This window comes from Dellaglioa sp. L3N (assembly GCF_054941095.1).
In genome coordinates this window covers 609,794-627,500 of record NZ_CM142928.1, presented here as the reverse complement: position 1 = coordinate 627,500, position 17,707 = coordinate 609,794, and the positions used below count along the sequence as shown (strand labels likewise).

19 protein-coding genes, 2 tRNA genes and 2 rRNA genes (1 of these 23 only partly in view) are annotated in these 17,707 nt (G+C 35.0%); 2 read left to right on the top strand and 21 right to left on the bottom strand.

Annotated features, from left to right (window positions below):
* The 6 genes from ACVPPR_RS03165 to ACVPPR_RS03140 form a co-directional block, all read right to left on the bottom strand.
* Window positions 1-566, bottom strand: a 23S ribosomal RNA gene (locus tag ACVPPR_RS03165) (it extends 2,354 nt beyond the left edge of the window).
* A gap of 141 nt (window positions 567-707) precedes the next feature.
* Window positions 708-780, bottom strand: a tRNA-Ala gene (locus ACVPPR_RS03160).
* Between the two features lie 27 nt (window positions 781-807).
* A tRNA-Ile gene (locus tag ACVPPR_RS03155) sits at window positions 808-882 on the bottom strand.
* 78 nt (window positions 883-960) lie between these two features.
* Window positions 961-2,521 (bottom strand): 16S ribosomal RNA (locus ACVPPR_RS03150).
* The 16S and 23S rRNA genes sit together here with 2 tRNA genes alongside, the layout of an rRNA operon.
* Before the next feature lie 321 nt (window positions 2,522-2,842).
* Window positions 2,843-3,250, bottom strand: coding sequence for a CvfD/Ygs/GSP13 family RNA-binding post-transcriptional regulator (locus ACVPPR_RS03145; protein ID WP_462297050.1), 408 nt, complete (start codon window positions 3,248-3,250; stop codon window positions 2,843-2,845).
* Window positions 3,251-3,301: 51 nt separating this feature from the next.
* A complete protein-coding gene (locus ACVPPR_RS03140) occupies window positions 3,302-3,886 on the bottom strand; it encodes a peptidylprolyl isomerase (RefSeq protein ID WP_462297051.1) in 585 nt (194 codons plus the stop codon).
* Between the two features lie 131 nt (window positions 3,887-4,017).
* Between ACVPPR_RS03140 and ACVPPR_RS03135 the strand changes: the two genes are divergently transcribed.
* On the top strand, window positions 4,018-5,001 hold the full coding sequence (locus ACVPPR_RS03135; RefSeq protein WP_462304626.1) for an NAD(P)/FAD-dependent oxidoreductase: 984 nt from the start codon (window positions 4,018-4,020) through the stop codon (window positions 4,999-5,001).
* 33 nt (window positions 5,002-5,034) lie between these two features.
* Window positions 5,035-5,673 (top strand): VTT domain-containing protein, encoded by a 639-nt coding sequence (locus ACVPPR_RS03130; protein WP_462297152.1) that lies wholly within the window; start codon window positions 5,035-5,037, stop codon window positions 5,671-5,673.
* Between the two features lie 78 nt (window positions 5,674-5,751).
* Here the strand turns inward: ACVPPR_RS03130 and ACVPPR_RS03125 are convergent, their stop codons facing one another.
* The 15 genes from ACVPPR_RS03125 to comGA form a co-directional block, all read right to left on the bottom strand.
* Window positions 5,752-6,993, bottom strand: a complete 1,242-nt coding sequence (locus ACVPPR_RS03125; RefSeq protein WP_462303914.1) for an ISL3 family transposase — start codon at window positions 6,991-6,993, stop codon at window positions 5,752-5,754.
* A gap of 172 nt (window positions 6,994-7,165) precedes the next feature.
* Entirely contained in the window at window positions 7,166-7,798 is a 633-nt protein-coding gene (locus ACVPPR_RS03120; protein ID WP_462304625.1) for a TIGR01906 family membrane protein, read from the bottom strand.
* Complete coding sequence (locus ACVPPR_RS03115) at window positions 7,782-8,567, bottom strand: TIGR01457 family HAD-type hydrolase (RefSeq protein WP_462297054.1); 786 nt, start codon at window positions 8,565-8,567, stop codon at window positions 7,782-7,784. Before ACVPPR_RS03115 ends, ACVPPR_RS03120 begins: the two co-directional genes overlap by 17 nt.
* A gap of 23 nt (window positions 8,568-8,590) precedes the next feature.
* Window positions 8,591-9,217, bottom strand: coding sequence for a YutD family protein (locus tag ACVPPR_RS03110; protein WP_462304624.1), 627 nt, complete (start codon window positions 9,215-9,217; stop codon window positions 8,591-8,593).
* A gap of 37 nt (window positions 9,218-9,254) precedes the next feature.
* The gene (locus tag ACVPPR_RS03105; protein ID WP_462304623.1) at window positions 9,255-10,625 is read right to left on the bottom strand and encodes a bifunctional metallophosphatase/5'-nucleotidase; all 1,371 of its coding nucleotides are present in this window, start codon (window positions 10,623-10,625) and stop codon (window positions 9,255-9,257) included.
* Window positions 10,626-10,628: 3 nt separating this feature from the next.
* Window positions 10,629-11,240 (bottom strand): metallophosphoesterase, encoded by a 612-nt coding sequence (locus tag ACVPPR_RS03100; protein WP_462304622.1) that lies wholly within the window; start codon window positions 11,238-11,240, stop codon window positions 10,629-10,631.
* Between the two features lie 91 nt (window positions 11,241-11,331).
* The gene (locus ACVPPR_RS03095; protein ID WP_462304621.1) at window positions 11,332-12,705 is read right to left on the bottom strand and encodes an amino acid permease; all 1,374 of its coding nucleotides are present in this window, start codon (window positions 12,703-12,705) and stop codon (window positions 11,332-11,334) included.
* 105 nt (window positions 12,706-12,810) lie between these two features.
* Entirely contained in the window at window positions 12,811-13,827 is a 1,017-nt protein-coding gene (locus ACVPPR_RS03090; protein WP_462304620.1) for a class I SAM-dependent methyltransferase, read from the bottom strand.
* A 78-nt stretch (window positions 13,828-13,905) separates the two neighbouring features.
* Window positions 13,906-14,202, bottom strand: coding sequence for a hypothetical protein (locus ACVPPR_RS03085; protein WP_462297060.1), 297 nt, complete (start codon window positions 14,200-14,202; stop codon window positions 13,906-13,908).
* Window positions 14,189-14,560, bottom strand: a complete 372-nt coding sequence (locus tag ACVPPR_RS03080) for a competence type IV pilus minor pilin ComGF (protein ID WP_462304619.1) — start codon at window positions 14,558-14,560, stop codon at window positions 14,189-14,191. The genes ACVPPR_RS03085 and ACVPPR_RS03080 overlap by 14 nt, the downstream gene beginning before the upstream one ends.
* Window positions 14,561-14,622: 62 nt before the next feature.
* Window positions 14,623-14,910: a hypothetical protein gene (locus ACVPPR_RS03075; RefSeq protein ID WP_462297062.1), complete on the bottom strand. Its 288-nt coding sequence runs from the start codon at window positions 14,908-14,910 to the stop codon at window positions 14,623-14,625.
* Between the two features lies 1 nt (window position 14,911).
* Window positions 14,912-15,346: a hypothetical protein gene (locus ACVPPR_RS03070; protein ID WP_462304618.1), complete on the bottom strand. Its 435-nt coding sequence runs from the start codon at window positions 15,344-15,346 to the stop codon at window positions 14,912-14,914.
* Complete coding sequence (gene comGC, locus ACVPPR_RS03065; RefSeq protein ID WP_462297064.1) at window positions 15,324-15,638, bottom strand: competence type IV pilus major pilin ComGC; 315 nt, start codon at window positions 15,636-15,638, stop codon at window positions 15,324-15,326. Before comGC ends, ACVPPR_RS03070 begins: the two co-directional genes overlap by 23 nt.
* On the bottom strand, window positions 15,635-16,696 hold the full coding sequence (comGB, locus tag ACVPPR_RS03060; RefSeq protein WP_462304617.1) for a competence type IV pilus assembly protein ComGB: 1,062 nt from the start codon (window positions 16,694-16,696) through the stop codon (window positions 15,635-15,637). The genes comGC and comGB overlap by 4 nt, the downstream gene beginning before the upstream one ends.
* Complete coding sequence (gene comGA, locus ACVPPR_RS03055; protein ID WP_462304616.1) at window positions 16,638-17,618, bottom strand: competence type IV pilus ATPase ComGA; 981 nt, start codon at window positions 17,616-17,618, stop codon at window positions 16,638-16,640. Before comGA ends, comGB begins: the two co-directional genes overlap by 59 nt.
* Window positions 17,619-17,707 lie beyond the last annotated feature (89 nt).

Below are 17,707 nucleotides of genomic sequence, written 5' to 3'. Positions count from 1 at the left end.
CACATGGTTTCAGGAACTATTTCACTCCCCTTCCGGGGTGCTTTTCACCTTTCCCTCACGGTACTGGTTCACTATCGGTCACTAGGGAGTATTTAGCCTTGGGAGATGGTCCTCCCGGATTCCGACGGAATTTCTCGTGTTCCGCCGTACTCAGGATACTGCTCTGAGAGATTTTCATTTAGCGTACGGGGCTATCACCCTCTACGGCGAGTCTTCCCAGACTCTTCTGCTATAAAAATCTTTGGTAACTCAAATGAGCAGTCCTACAACCCCAAGAAGCAAGCTTCTTGGTTTGGGCTCTTCCCTGTTCGCTCGCCGCTACTTAGGGAATCGATTTTTCTTTCTATTCCTGCAGGTAATTAGATGTTTCAGTTCCCTGCGTTTACCTCTATATAACCTATGTATTCAGTTAATAGTAACAGTCGATTAAAACTGCTGGGTTCCCCCATTCGGAAATCTCCGGATCAAAGCTTACTTACAGCTCCCCGAAGCATATCGGTGTTAGTCCCGTCCTTCATCGGCTCCTAGTGCCAAGGCATTCACCATGCGCCCTTGATAACTTAACCTAACTTTACATAAAGCAAAGTGGTTTTGTTAAGAACTACGTTCTTAACTAATAAAACGCGGTGTTTCTCGGCTTATTGCTTAAAAATTTAATAAATATTATCTAGTTTTCAAAGAACAAATTCGACAATTAAAATTGTCAATGGAGCCTAACGGGATCGAACCGATGACCTCCTGCGTGCAAGGCAGGCGCTCTCCCAGCTGAGCTAAGGCCCCATAATGGGTATTTTATTAATTGGTAAATGGGCCTAAATGGACTCGAACCATCGACCTCACGCTTATCAGGCGTGCGCTCTAAACCAGCTGAGCTATAGGCCCGTAAACGCTTTTGAGAGTGAATCTCTCAAAACTAAACAAATTTTCGACAAGTGTGTAGGTTTCCGTAATATTCCTTAGAAAGGAGGTGATCCAGCCGCAGGTTCTCCTACGGCTACCTTGTTACGACTTCACCCTAATCATCTGTCCCACCTTAGACGGCTGGCTCCTAAAAGGTTACCTCACCGGCTTTGGGTGTTACAAACTCTCATGGTGTGACGGGCGGTGTGTACAAGGCCCGGGAACGTATTCACCGCGGCATTCTGATCCGCGATTACTAGCGATTCCAACTTCATGTAGGCGAGTTGCAGCCTACAATCCGAACTGAGAACGGCTTTAAGAGATTAGCTTAACCTCGCGGTCTCGCAACTCGTTGTACCGTCCATTGTAGCACGTGTGTAGCCCAGGTCATAAGGGGCATGATGATTTGACGTCATCCCCACCTTCCTCCGGTTTGTCACCGGCAGTCTCATTAGAGTGCCCAACTTAATGCTGGCAACTAATAATAAGGGTTGCGCTCGTTGCGGGACTTAACCCAACATCTCACGACACGAGCTGACGACAACCATGCACCACCTGTCATTCTGTCCCCGAAGGGAACGGCCTATCTCTAGGTTTGTCAGAAGATGTCAAGACCTGGTAAGGTTCTTCGCGTTGCTTCGAATTAAACCACATGCTCCACCGCTTGTGCGGGCCCCCGTCAATTCCTTTGAGTTTCAACCTTGCGGTCGTACTCCCCAGGCGGAGTGCTTAATGCGTTAGCTGCAGCACTGAAGGGCGGAAACCCTCCAACACTTAGCACTCATCGTTTACGGCATGGACTACCAGGGTATCTAATCCTGTTTGCTACCCATGCTTTCGAACCTCAGCGTCAGTTACAGACCAGAGAGCCGCTTTCGCCACTGGTGTTCTACCATATATCTACGCATTTCACCGCTACACATGGTGTTCCACTCTCCTCTTCTGCACTCAAGTTATCCAGTTTCCAATGCATTTCTTCGGTTGAGCCGAAGGCTTTCACATCAGACTTAAAAAACCGCCTGCGTTCGCTTTACGCCCAATAAATCCGGATAACGCTTGCCACCTACGTATTACCGCGGCTGCTGGCACGTAGTTAGCCGTGGCTTTCTGGTTAGATACCGTCACTAGGTAAACAGTTACTCTTACCTACATTCTTCTCTAACAACAGAGCTTTACGATCCGAAAACCTTCTTCACTCACGCGGCGTTGCTCCATCAGACTTTCGTCCATTGTGGAAGATTCCCTACTGCTGCCTCCCGTAGGAGTTTGGGCCGTGTCTCAGTCCCAATGTGGCCGATCACCCTCTCAGGTCGGCTACGTATCATTGCCTTGGTGGGCCTTTACCTCACCAACTAGCTAATACGCCGCGGGTCCATCCAAAAGTGACAGCTTACGCCGTCTTTCATTATCAAACCATGCGGTTTAACAAATTATGCGGTATTAGCACCTGTTTCCAAGTGTTATCCCCCTCTTTTGGGCAGGTTACCCACGTGTTACTCACCCGTTCGCCACTCAATACCTTCGGTGAGTGCAAGCACTCGGTGAAGATATTGCGTTCGACTTGCATGTATTAGGCACGCCGCCAGCGTTCATCCTGAGCCAGGATCAAACTCTCATATAAAAATTTGATTGCTCTTATTGTTTTGTTGCTTTTTAAAACTAGCGAATTGACTTCGCAAATGTTTGCTCTTAACTCTTAGTTAAGAGACCCTACACATTTGATTTGTCGAAAATTTGTTCAGTTTTCAAAGATCTACTTGGTTGCTTTTGACAACTTTTACATCATATCAACCACGTCATGATTTGTCAAGATTTATTTTGAATAAATATTCATTTTGTCTCGCCGTATCAATCAGCTTTATTAATATACCATCTGGTATATCTCATGTCAATACTTTATTTATAATATTCATTGTCGCCTTAACAGCACTTATTTAATATATCAGCTTTCTTTTTCCTGGTCAAGCTTATTTCTTTTAATATCATCTAATTGCTGATCAATCCATAAGTCTATTTTGTCATCAATTGCTTTAAATCCAGTATCTACAGACCTATTTGTCCAATAATATTTATGTGCTATCTTAACCCCAAAGCTTTTAAAATCATTATTTATTCTATCTAAGTCTCTAATTGAAAAACTCATTTTACCGTTATATTCATCAATATCAATAATTTTAACCGTAATTTGTTCATTGATTTTTAAATAATTTAATATGTTATCCACATAACCATTATGACATTCCGAAATATGAATCAATCCCTGGACACCTTCCGAAATAGTTACAAAAGCCCCATATGGTTGAATACCTGTTACAATTCCTGATATTTCTTGCCCAATTCTATATTTCATTAAAACTCCTTTCAATAAATCGTGACAAAATAAAAAGGATTTTCATCCTCTTTATTTTGTTACTATCATATCTTTAATTACAATTGGTTCAATTGGTTTATCTTGCATAGCTGTTTTTGCATTTGCAATCTTGTCAACAACTTCCATTCCATTGATTACTTGTCCAAATACCGTATGATGAAAATCTAACCAAGGTGTTCCACCATTTCTATATTCTTCAATTGCTTCTTCGGGATACTTTGCATCCTTCAATTGAGTAATCATTTGTTCAGGAACATTTGAATTTTGAACAATGAAAAACTGACTACCATTTGTTGCTGGGCCCGAATTAGCCATTGATAAAGCTCCTCGTAAATTAAATAATTCTGGTGAGAACTCATCCTCAAACGAATTACCCCAAATACTTTCGCCACCCATTCCAGATCCAGTTGGATCTCCAGATTGAATCATAAAATCAGAAATCACTCGGTGAAAAATAACATCTTTATAGTAACCTTGTTCTGAAAGTCCCATAAAATTTTCTACCGTCTTAGGTGCTTGTTCAGGAAATAATTGAATTGTAATATCCCCATAATTTGTAACCATTTTAACTTTTGGTCCAACTACATGTTCTAAGTCTAATTGTGGATATGCCATAATTGTTGTTCCTCCTCTTCAAACTTTAATAATTTCATTGTACCCAACTTCACTCCATTTTACTATTACTTTATATTTTTTATGCGTTATACTACTATAATGTTATTAAGAAAGATTGTTAGGAGACAATTATGACAACAAATGAAATATTTGATATTACTATTATTGGTGCTGGTCCAATTGGGCTGTTCGCCTCAACCTACGCTCATATGCGGCAAGCTAAAACACAAATTATCGAAAGCCTCCCTACTGTTGGTGGACAAGTCGATACATTATATCCCGCAAAAAAAATCTATGATATTGCCGGATTTCCCAGTATATCTGGTGAACATTTAATTAAACAGCTCTCGGATCAAACAGCCGAATTCAATCCTGATATTAAATTAAATGAAACAGTCTTACATTTTGAAAAAGAAAATGATCTTTTCAAAATTCAAACTTCCAAACGAATTACATATAGTAGAACAATTATTATAACTGCTGGAATTGGGTCCTTTCAGCCCCGTAAATTAAAAGTTCCTACTGCATCCGCTTTGGAAAATGAATTTTTATTTTACAATATTAGTGACCTTTCAAAATTTGCTCATAAAACAATTGCAATTGCCGGTGGTGGTGACTCTGCTATCGACTGGGCAAATGAATTAGTTCCAATTACAAATCAGATTCATATGATTCATCGTCGGCCTAATTTTAGGGCATTGGAATATAGCGTCACAAAATTACAAAAAACTGATACTATTTTTGAAACGCCCTTTGTTATTGAATCACTTACTAAAAAAGATGGACGTCTTGCAATTTCATTGAAACATTCTAAAGATAATATTAATAAAACAATAACTGTTGATAATTTACTTGTGAATTATGGCTATTTATCCGATAATAAACTTATTCAAACATGGGGATTAGACATGGCTAAAAAACTAATTTCAGTAAATTCTGAAATGGCTACTTCAATTCCCGGTGTTTTTGCTGCAGGAGATATTGTCTCATATCCAGGCAAAGTAGCCCTGATTGCTGCGGGCTTTGGTGAAGCACCAACCGCTGTAACTAGTGCCTTAAGCTTCATTAATCCGAAGACCCATCGAACTATTCACAGTACTCAGCTAATAAAATAAAGAATTAAAGGGGTATTTATAATTATGTCCGTCATAAACTTCTTCATAGATTTTGTTTTACATATCGATACACACCTAATCAGCATTGTTCACAACTTTGGTAACTGGACCTATCTCATTTTATTCCTTATTATTTTTATTGAGACTGGTGCCGTCATTCTACCTTTCTTGCCAGGTGACTCACTTTTGTTTGCGGCCAGTGCCTTAGCCGCCAATCCAATTTATCATTTAAATATTTGGATATTCGTAGGACTTTTTATCATGGCTGCCTACACGGGCGACTCATTAAACTTTTTTATCGGTAAAAAAGTAGGAAGTTCCATTTCAGACCATCCCATGTTCAGTAAGTTAATTAGCCAGGATAGCCTTGATAGAACAGAACAATTCTTTAACAAACACGGTGGCCCAGCTATTATTTTAGCCAGATTTATGCCAATTATCCGTACGTTTGCCCCATTCATTGTTGGTGGTAGTGGGTTTAAATATTCTCGCTTCCTACATTTCAGTCTAATTGGTGGTTTCGCATGGGTATCCGTCTGTTGTGCTGCTGGATTTTTCTTTGGTAATATTGCAGTCGTTCAAGAACATTTTTCTTTTGTCGTACTAGGTATTATATTGATTTCATTAATTCCAGCTGTATTCAGTGGCCTAAAGGCAAAATTTAGTAAATAAAAATGGCTCTTCGTCAACTGTTGTTGGTGAAATTGTCATTGAGAAATCTGTTATTTGATAACAGGTTTCTTTTTTTGCTTAAAATTTAATTGTACTCAAAATACGTAAACGATACTGGCTAAAATTTTTAAACCCATAAGCATTGCGCTTAATTACTTTTAGTTTATTGTTAAGTCCTTCTAAAGGACCGTTAGAATAGGGATATCGTAGCGCATTTTTTAAATAATCTGGTTGTTTCATGAGTGATACAGTTACCTTTTGAAATTGTTCTGAAACGCCTTTGGCGTTAGTTAACTGATAATTAAGTTTTGACCAATCTTTATTACGGATGGCAGTTAAGCTATTTTGAAGACAATCATAGGTATTAGCTAAGATTGGATCAATAGCTAGTAGATTTTGAATTAGATCTGTTTCAGTTTGCCATTCTTTGAAGTAAGACCAATGACGAAAATTCTTATAATTTAATTGGCTCATTGGTTTTAATAACAATTTCCAATATCGTTTTAATTGTTTGTAGGATTGGGAACTTACTGTAAGTTTTTTCATAACTTGAATTCTAGTTTGATTGAAAGCTCTAGTCATAGATTGAACAATATGAAATCGATCATATACAACAATGGCATTAGGAAACAACGTTTCAGCTAGTTTAGGATAGGTATAATTCATATCTGTCACAATTATTTTGACGTTATCACGTGCAGTTTTAACATAACGATTAAAGTGTTTGGTAATCTGATAGATGGTTCGTGCCTCGATTAAATCAATTAATTCGTGAGTTTTGGCATCCATATATTCAAAGCTTAAGGCATCTTTTGTTGTTTTAATCTCATCGAAAAGAAGAACTTCTGGTAAATAATTTAAATTCACTTTGAAATCATGTTTGGTTAAAGCAAGCACACGACTAACGTAGTTAGTCGAAGTAGCGAGTTCTTTTGCGATATGGGTCATAGAACTCGTTTCTTTTAATTTTTCAATACATGCTTTACGGCAGTTAAGTGAAATGGAACAATGTTTTGTTGTGAGTGTTGTTTGTGCCAAAAAGTAACCGTGGCATGTTTTACAGTGGAAATTTTGTTTGCGTAATTTAAGAATAATAGTCCGTTCAAATGAACGAGGTAAGCGAACCGAAACAGTTCGCCAACCATAATTAATAATCTGATTGGTATTGATAACGCCACATTTTTGGCAAGCTTTAGGACGATAATTTAAAGTACCATAAATAAAAATAGTACTATCAGAATCAGACTGAATAGCTAAATTATTATCAATTATAATATTTGGGTCTTCTATTCCAAGTAAAACTTTAGTATGATTAATCATGAGGGAACCTCTTTCTTTTGGGCTGGCTGGCCATTAAAGGAAACGAAGTTCCCTTTTTTGTATTATTATATAAAAAAATTGCCGCCAGTGATAGATTTTCTATCACCAACAACAAATATTGTAGAGCCATAAAAATACGAGAATTGTGGGCTAACTCACAGTTCTCGTATTTTTATTTACTCTTCTTTATTTCTTTTTTTCCAATAAACATGCCTAAAAAGAAGCATAACTCAATTAGACAAAAAACTAATAAGAAACAAATCATAAAAAAATTTTCGGGTAATGCCAAAATAATAGGATCCAGTTGCGGATTAAATATCCAATCATTATTTCTAAACATCAGTTCATGAAACAATATAAAATAATGTTCAAAATTAAAAAACAATAAAAAAACACTTAGAAAAGGAATAGTCGCCGCCATCTGAAATGGTCTAATCAATTTCCATAGTTCCTTTTGCTTGATCATTTGGCGAATAAACAGGATCGCGATAAATCCAAAGATTAAAAAACAGGCATAATTAAACTGAAATAATTGTTTAACATCATGGTAATGCTCCATGCCATTGTATGATGATGGTAGCGTCATTTGTAATTTATTGACCCACGGATAATTAAAATAACTTAATAAACTTTTATAATCAGCTATTAATCCTGTCTGAGGTAACCCAACCAATTTTTCTAGATGTGATGTTTTCACAAAAATTTTATAAATAAATGTGCTGTTAATCACAATTATAATAGAAAAAGAGACAATCGCCAGGTATAAACTTAGCCACTGTCCCGTTTTTTTAATGCGCTCTATCATTATCAAAGTCCCAATCATCAAGTGAATCTATTTGAATAGTTGGTTTAATTGGTTTTGATGCCACTAATGCTTTCGTTGAAACACCTGTATAAACTAACATTGTATCAACACCAAAATTAATTCCAGCCATAATATCTGTCATATAGTTATCACCAACCATCACAACTTCATTTTTCTCTAAGCCCAATCTTAATAATGCTTCTTTCATAATAATTGTTTCTGGTTTACCAATATACGTCGCCTTTTGTTGCGTTGTACACTCAACCATCCGCACCAATGATCCAGCTCCAGGAAGAAGCCCACGTTCATTCGGGATATTAGTATCAGCATTCGTTCCGATAAATTTAGCACCACGCTTAATAGCCAATGTAGCCATTTCAAATTTGTGGTATGTGACATCAGAATCCAATCCCACGACCACGTAATCAGGTGTTGCTTCTTCAACCGTGAAATTTTTATCCATAATTGCTTGTTTTAAGCCATGTTCCCCAATAATATAGACACTTCTTTTATCGTGATCTAATGCTTCTAAATAGTCTGCAGTTGCAAGCGCCGCCGTATAAACTTCTTTTTCTGTCACGTGTATATCAAAATTATTGGCCAAATTAGCAACAACATCCACTGGCATTTTAGTTGTATTATTAGTCACAAACAAAAATGGTATTTTCCGAGCTTGCAAAGAATCAATGAATCTTTTTGCAGCTGCAATTTTTTCTTTGCCCCGATAGATTGTGCCATCTAAATCAATCATATAACCTTTATATGCCATTATTATTACCTTCTTTATTAAATTTAAGATTTATCTTTTTGTCTGATTACAAATTCATGTTTTTTTGTACGCTTTGGTATTGGTTTTACTACCGATTTTGAAACAGATTTTTTTGATTTAACTGGTTTAGGTTTGTTTAATTGTACTTTTGGTTTCTTATTTTTAATTTGATATTTTTTTTCAGCTGTATGTGCTTGTGCCGCTGGTTTTCTTCTTTTCTTAATTGGTTTAACTGTTTTTTTACGCTCTTTAGGATTAGAAATTGGTTCGGGCTTTTGAATTTCCAAATTATGTAAAACAAAATAAGAACATCCAAAATTACAGTATTCATACAAATAGTCTTCAAGTGTATCAATACATTGTGATCGATAGGCCTTTTTATTTTCAGTCTTATAAAACCCTCTTAATCGAAGTTGATCATATCCCCAATCCCCAACGATATAATCATATTTTGTTAAAATTTGACTGAATCTTTCAGTTAATTTTTCTATTTCAAAGCCATCTCTATAATTGGTAACAAGATCATATGGACGGTTATCGATTAACACTCTAGTCTCGCTCTGACGAACAACGTCGCTTGCATAAGCTTTAATTTTTTCTGCTTTTATAGCAAGCTGTTGTTCTCTTTTTTCTTTTTGTGCTTGATTCAACTCTCAAACCTCCTTTTACTACTTTAGTCATACTTCATTATACAGAAAATTCCGCTTTTAAATAGTCTCCAACGTAATCTCTTAAAAATTTCTTGCCATTTATTGAGATTTCTCCCGTTATTTCTATAGTCGGAAAGAACGGAATATACATAAAATGATCAACCGTTACGATGGTATAATGCGCGTCAGGATTAATCTTTTGACCATGATAAATTAATTCACCGTCTACTTCTACTAGTCCATCAATGATAACAGCACCAAATAATTGACCTCTAAAACCCATCCCTTTGATTGGAAATTTTTTGAGAAAGGGTCTATTTTTTTTAATTTCCTGAACCAACCGCCATAAATTATAGCCCGTTAATTTAACAGTAATAACCCGCATTGGATGTGGTAAGGCCTGATGTAAATCATTTCTAGTCACAACACCCTTTTGTAAATCTTTCAAAAGTAGCCCACCGTTTAGCATTGCAATATCTGTTTTTGTAGCTGCTTCAATGGCTTTTAACGTTGTTTGCATCAGTGTTGAATTTTCAGTCCATGATGCCTTTAAATCTTCAGGTAATTTTGCGATAACTTCTGAACTTAAAATTTTCTCGCCGCGTGCTCTATAATCTGTAATCTCAGATTGATCGCTAATAATTTCGGGCAGGCTTTCGGTTTTAATCACTTTAGCAGATTTTTTTACAATCTTATGATTCTCAAGTTCAATTGAAACTTCACCAATGTACATCCCCCATTTACCTGCGGCGGCCAATAATGATTGGTTTATATTTTCGCCAAATTCTAATAAATGATGGGTATGGCTGCCTAATATAATAGCTATCTGTGGGTATTTTTGAGCCACTTTTCTATCTACACCCAGTCCTAAATGTGACAATAAGACAATAACGTCCACATTATTCGTCAATTTTTTTAAAAGTGCTGGCAGAACAGTATCTATCCGATTGGCTTCCCAACCATTCATTTCATATGACATTGGAAATGGTGCAGTTAGTGCAATGACGCCAATTTTAGTACCAGCCATCGTTTCAATAATCTTATATTCATTCGCCCATGAAGGTCGGCTGCTAATTTCTTCGTCCACCACATTATCAATAATGACATCAAATTTTGCATCATCATATAAATGTTGTAACTGTTCTCGAGAATTACCAATGCCTTCGTTGTTACCAATTGTGACCGCATCATAATCTACTGCGTTCATTAATTCAATATTTGCTTTACCATTTGTTGCTTCAGATAACGGATGAACACGATCAATGGCATCTCCAATATCAAAAGTTAAGACAGTTTGATTTTGTTTTTCAAGTTTTATTTTTTCTGCTTGTAAAAACCGTCTCATTTTAGGCCAATTTTCTAAATGTGAATGCATATCATTTGTATGCAAAATCGTTATTTTTTCCATTAATTAATCCGCCTCATTCTGCTTTTTTAATGCATCTTTTTTACCATTAATCATAACTTCAATTTCATTCATCGTGAATGGTGCACCAAACTTTTTCTTATTTTTTAAATAACTACTTTCCGGCGAATCAATGCCAACATTAATGTTAGTCTCAGAATTCACACTATAATGATGGATATGACCGTGTAAATTAATACTGTTGTTTGTAATTCCCAACATCATAGGATAATGCGTCAAAAATAGTTGGTGATGATTCATTTTCAATAAAATACCAACATCATGAAATACAAATTTAGGCCTATCGTTGATTAAAATATTTTGTTTTTTTATATAATTAATAACTGAACGATTATCATGATTCCCTTTTATAAAGGTAATTCGACCATTCAATTGCATTAAAAGTTGAAAAATGGCATCATTTCCACCAGAATTAGCCATCAACACTGCAATATCTCCAAGATGATAAACTAAATCATTGTCGGTAACCACTTCATTCCAATTATTAATAATTGCTTGATCCATCTCATCAATATTTTTGAACGGTCTTGGTGCAAAATCACTGTTCCCAAGCAATTTTCCATGCATAAAATGTGTATCCGCTGTAAAAAATACCATAACCTTTCACCCTCTTCTTAACCATTTTATAATTTATATCCCAAATATACAAAAAAAGACCTTAACAAGTACTCGGTCTTCCAGTCAAACTTTAATTTGAAAATTTCATTTGAACACTTTTAATAACATATAACACGATTAACCAACCAATTGAAGCAATTAGTGCGATTAATGTGTCAGCTTTTAAACATAATACAATACCTACAAAAGCAAGAAATGCCAAAATTAAGTAATTTGTAATGGGAAAAAGAGGCATTTTAAACGTTAATGTTGCTTCCGCTTTTTCTAATTTAATTTTTCGTCGATATTTCAAATGTGCGATTACAATTGCGCCCCAAATGAACAAGAAACATGTCGTTGCAATACTTGAGATAAATGTAAACACAGATGCTGACATAAACATATTCAGCACAACTGAAATTGCAATCACAATTGTCGAAAATTTCAGTGCAAATGCCGGAACTTGATTATGTGATAATGTGCTAATTTTTTTAGAGAATTTATTTTTCTTATTGTAATTCAAGGAGAATAACATTCTGCCCGTACTGAATAAAGAGCCATTACAAGCGGATGCAGCAGCCGTAATAACAACGACATTAATAATACTAGCAGCCGATTTTATACCAATATTTTCAAATACTTGAACAAATGGACTTTGAGATTCTGAAATCATATTCCAAGGATAAATGGCAATGATTGCCAGCAATGAACCCATATAAAATAAAATAATTCTTAATGGTATTTCATTAATTGCCTCAGGAATAACCTTCATTGGATTTTCAGTTTCTGCAGCTGTTAATCCCACCATCTCAATACCCACAAAACTAAATAACACCATCTGGAATGATAGAATAAAGCCTTTAATTCCTTGGGGGAAAAAGCCACCATGACTGACTAAATTCGTCAAACTAGCATGTCCAGCTGTCGTTTTAAAATTCACGGCAACCATATAAATACCCACACAAATCAATGCAATTATAGCAACAATTTTAATAAGGGCGAACCAAAATTCTGTTTCGCCGAACAATCCTACCGTAACTAAATTGATTCCCAAAAGAATGAGTAACATTATCATACCGGGAATCCATTGCGGTAAGTTAGGAAACCAAAACTTCATATACAAACCAACTGCGGTAATTTCTGACATTGCAATTGTTACCCAGCAAATCCAATAAGTCCAGCCAGCTATAAAGCCTACTTTTTCACCTAAATATTCATAAATAAAATCAATAAACGAATGTGAATTCACATTTGATAATAAAAGTTCACCCAGCGAACGCATTAAAAGAAAACATGCAATCCCTGTAATGAGATAGGCTAGCAAAATAGATGGCCCAGCCAAATGAATAGATTGACCTGCTCCCAAGAATAATCCAGTCCCTATTGTTCCACCAATTGCGATTAGTTGAACATGACGGCTTTTTAATCCTCTAGAATGGTACTCGTCTGAACTTTTTTCTGTCATTGTTATTCAACTCCCTCTATGTAATTAGATAAATTATACACGACGTTTACCCATATCCAAAGAAAAATTTTAATAACAAAAAAGTAACTCACAATATGAGTTACTTTATTTGTTGTTAAAATTTGTTTGAATCCACTTATCTAGTGTCTTAACAAAACCTTGAAACTGCTCTTCATCTTTTAATGATGGAAAATCACCTAATAATACTTCATCAACTTGTGCACTATTGTTCCCGTGCTTTTGCAAAATTAAAATTGATTTACGTGAATTAGCTGAACTAAATAATTCAACTGGCAAATTAAGCATCCCTTGAAGATAGGCATTAGCCTGAATATAAGTTAATAATTTTTTAGCTTCTTCTGTTTCAAATAAGCCTGTTGGTACTAGATAGACCCCAAAGCCACCTTCATTCAAATAATTAATTGATTGTTCAATTAATAAGTGATGAACATATGAATGGCCTTCAGTCGCATGCGTAGCAAAATGAGTGACTCTTTCATCTAATGGATAATAACCAATCGGCAAGTCTGCTATAACGACGTCCGATTTTTTTACAATTAAATCATCAATTGCATCTTGGTGAAATAATTCAAGGTTCAGCCGTTGTAATTGACCGCTTAGTCCAGCAATTGATAGCATGGTGTCATCGTTATCAACACCATATGCTTTAGAAATTTTAAAGTGATCTGCAGTCATTTGATTTAAAACAGTTGTCAATAAATTACCTGAACCAACTGTAATATCCAATAGACTAAACGTTTTCTTTGAATTCATTAATTTTTCTAAAACAAATGCAGCCAAAAAGCCAATCGTGTCTGGCGTCATTTGATGATTAGGCTGAATTCTTTCTTTTCTTGTTGCTTTTAGTAAAATTAATTGCACAACTTTGCGTACATCTTCTGATGATAGCGTATCTAAATTCATTTTTTTATAAATTTGATTCAATAACTTTATATCTTGTTCGTTCGGTAACCCATCTTCTACATGCGTTGATTTATTGTCTAACAAATTATTGCTAGTCTCAATAAACGCATCCAAATAAGTGATTTCCAAACTTTTTTGTAAAATGTCAATTGTCTCGCTAATTTGATTAAAGTTCATTTCAATTTCTTCTAATGACATAAAATCACTCCTTGAATTTATTTACTCGTTTCAGTTTAACGATTTTCAATTCTCAATTCAAGTCAAGTTGCTTTTTTATCATTTTTCAGAAAAAGAATATTGGTTGCCATTCCTTAAAGTCACTCGATAAGTTTCTTTTTGGCATTCAACCACACCTAAATTATAGTCGTACTTTTCATTTGATTTTTTAGATTTTTGATTTAAAATAGTCATATTTTTCATCGTTTCTGCTTGATTATAATGACATATCTTTTGATAACTAGCAATTTTAGTATGAAAATATAATAACTGACCAAGTAATAAAATAATCATCATCATTAAACAAAATATGGCTGATACAACTAAATGTCCCTTCAATAATTTATTTTTGCGCATCTTGGTCCTTCTTTTCCATTGGAATTACCAATTTTAAAGTCCTATTTTGACGTTCTTGTTTAATTTTCAAGAATAAAATAGGCTCGTCATATTCAATTGAAAATGACTTTACATGATATAAAATGGGCACATGGCCTCCAGAAAACCCAACAAATTGAATCATTTCATCATGCTGACTCAGATAGTAACGCGCCCCTGTTTTGTCATTTTTCATTGAAATTGTATATTTACCCACATCTATTATCTTTAGATTTAGCTGATCTGATTCTAATAATCCGATGCATTGCTGTAATGAAAACTCACTATTCCCGGTGTTTTCTTGATATTGGTTCGCGCATATCTTCCAGCATGTCGTCATCAGACTAAGCGAAATGACAAAAATACCTAAAGCGACGATTGTTTCTAATAGTGAGAAACCTTTCAATTTAATTTAACACTGACTAATTCAGCCCCAGATTTAATTCGAATTTCAGATTTAGTCGCACTCTGTAACTCACCATCAACTATTTTGGCCAAATCGCCTGTTGGCTTAATTCTTAATAATTGACTAACTTCTCTTAAATTTCGCGTAGTCGTTACTTTATGATTCCAAGTATCTTCTTGTTTGCGTAATGTATGATTCGTTTGAACATATAGTCCAAATCCTGATGCCACAATTGTTAACGTCATAATAGCATCAGCTAGCACAATTCCTGACATTTTTCGCATTTTAATCCCCGTCCTTTCTAATAAATTGACCCCATCCAATTTGAAAAACCAATTTTTGATTTCTGTTTGGTAATGTTGATTTAAAATTAACTGTTTTCCCAGTAATTTGGCCACTTTTACTTATTTTTATGCTGACCCTTTTTTTAACGGTCACCGTCTCTGGATAATCTAATTTAATTTTTCCAGTTCCATTAATAATGGTCATTTTGTCATCATTAAAATTAATGACACTAGGTAATTTATTCATAGGTGCCTCGACTACTGCACTTTGCCAAAGCTGTTCAAAACTTTGCCAAAATTGTTTTTCTTTAGCTGTCGCCAATACTTGATCCATCGGCCCCATTAAAAGCAAACCGCATGCACTGGTAACTGCTAATGTTATAAGCATCTCAAATAAAGTAAATGCTTCAAATCTATTTTTCAGTTTTAACGACATTATTTGAAATAACAATATGATTTGATTGTGCTTCCTTTTCTTGCTTTTCAGTTAAATATTTTTCTGAAACTAAATCAGCAAAATTAATAGATTTATTGTGTGTTTCATTCTCATACAAATCAACTTGGGTTTGAACAACACTCACTAATGCTTCATCATTCACACGCTTGGCACTGGTTCTCTGATGCCCAATATTAGGTAATATAATTAACATTAAAAGTGAAATAATAAAAAGTACACATAACATTTCAACAAGCGTAAACGCCTTTAATTTTTTCTTATTTTTTTTCATTGAATTTCCTCCATAGTTTGATACATAGGTAACAGAATCGTTAAATATAAACCAACAATACAAGCCGCTACAATAATAAATGCGATTGGCTGAACATAAATCATGATTTTTTCAACAGATGACTCAAATTTTCGATAAGTTAATTCAGAATACATCAATAATTCCTGACTCATAACATCTAGCGTGTTGCCTTTTGCGATAAATATTGTTAATTCTTTTGGAAATAACGGATTTTTATCAATCAATTGTTTCGTATTACCACCATTTCCAAAATGGCGTGTTAATTGATTTCCCAACTGATACAGTAGCGATTTTTGATCGAATTGATTTAAGTAATCACATATTTCATTCAAGTTCAGTCCACTTGCTAAAAGTAGACCCAAATTAAAAGTTAAATAATAATGACAATAATCCCGATAAATTTTACCAATTATTGGCACCTGGCAATACCAAACATGTCGATTCATCGTACTTTGCTTTGAAACACGTACTGCAGTCTTAATCATGTAACAGACAATTAGACCCACAAAAATTGCGACGATACTTTTCAATAAAATTAGTTTAATACCAGAATTAGCTGGCGTACTTCCTAATTCACTATAATTAATTTCGGGTAAAATGAATCGTTGGATGCCAATATATAAAGCAACCAATAAACCCATCAAAATCATTGGATATTGCAGAAGCTGCTTTAATTGTCTCTTTTGTTTTACTCTGACTGCCATCAATTTACCCAGCTGTCCAATACTTTTATTTAATCCGCCATATTTTTCAGAAATCATAATTTGATAGTATGAACTTCTTGAAATATAGGGTTTAATCCCCGCTGAAAAAGGTTTCCCTTGCCTTAACTTTGCTTCAATTTTTTTAATATCTAACTGACCTGTCGAAAATAATCTTGTTGTTGTGGCTAAGGCTTGTCTCAGCGAAAATCCGGAATCTAGTAAATCTGCCAGGACTTCGAAAAATTCACTTTGTTTTTTAATTGCCCACTGTCGTCTATTGGTAACGATTTGCTGTTTCAGTCGTAATAATGTTGTTTTTAATACATTGATCAAGATTTTTATGCCACCTTTCCAAAGATGTTGCTTGATTAGATGTTTTTTCAAAAACTGTCTGCAGATGCTGACCCGCTAATATATCAAACAGAACTCCTTCTTTTCCTTGTGTTGTTTCAATTAGTCGTTGATAACTAACTGCCCGCAATGATTCAGTCAAATCCTTGCGACTAATACCGAGATTTTCAAGTCGCTTAATTGTTCCTTCCGCGTTTCTGGCATGCACCGTACTCAAAATTAAATGACCACTCATTGCTGCTTTAATGGCTGCATTAGCGGTTAACTCATCCCTAATTTCACCAATAATAAAAATGTCAGGATGATGTCTCAAGCCAACTTTCATTAATTCTGCATAAGTCATATTGGCTTTATCATTAACCTGCAACTGAATAAAATTAGGGTTGAGAATTTCAACAGGATCCTCAATGGTTAAAATGGTTCTTTGTTTCTGTATTATTTCGGCTAATTGATACATAGTTGTCGTTTTCCCTGAACCCATTGGACCTGAAAATAAAATTAACCCACTAGATTCGCATAAATCTGCTAACTGTTGAAATTGTTTGGGCAAAAGTCGGAATGCTGCCCCCTCAGTCTCTGAATAAATAAACCGAATAACAATTGATTCTCGACCTAAAAAATCGCCGACGCTTGAAATTCTACAGTTTACTTGTTCGAGTCCTACCTGCCACTGAAAAGCACCAAACTGAGGTCGTCTTGTTTCACTCAAAATCATATTTGCCTTAAATTTAAGAAAATTATTCATTTGCATCATCTTTTTTTCTGAACATGCATCAAGATTATAATACTTATTTAACACCCGATACTTGACCCAACACCCTTTAGCATTTGGAATGATATATAAATCACTTGCCCTATTTTCGACGCAAATTTTAAAAATAGCATCCATTTCTGTTTCAATCATTTCACTACTCCTCCTCTCCTTATATTGAAATACGCAAAAAAAGCCAGAATATTTAAATTCTGACTTTTTTTGCGTATTTTATTTTTTGA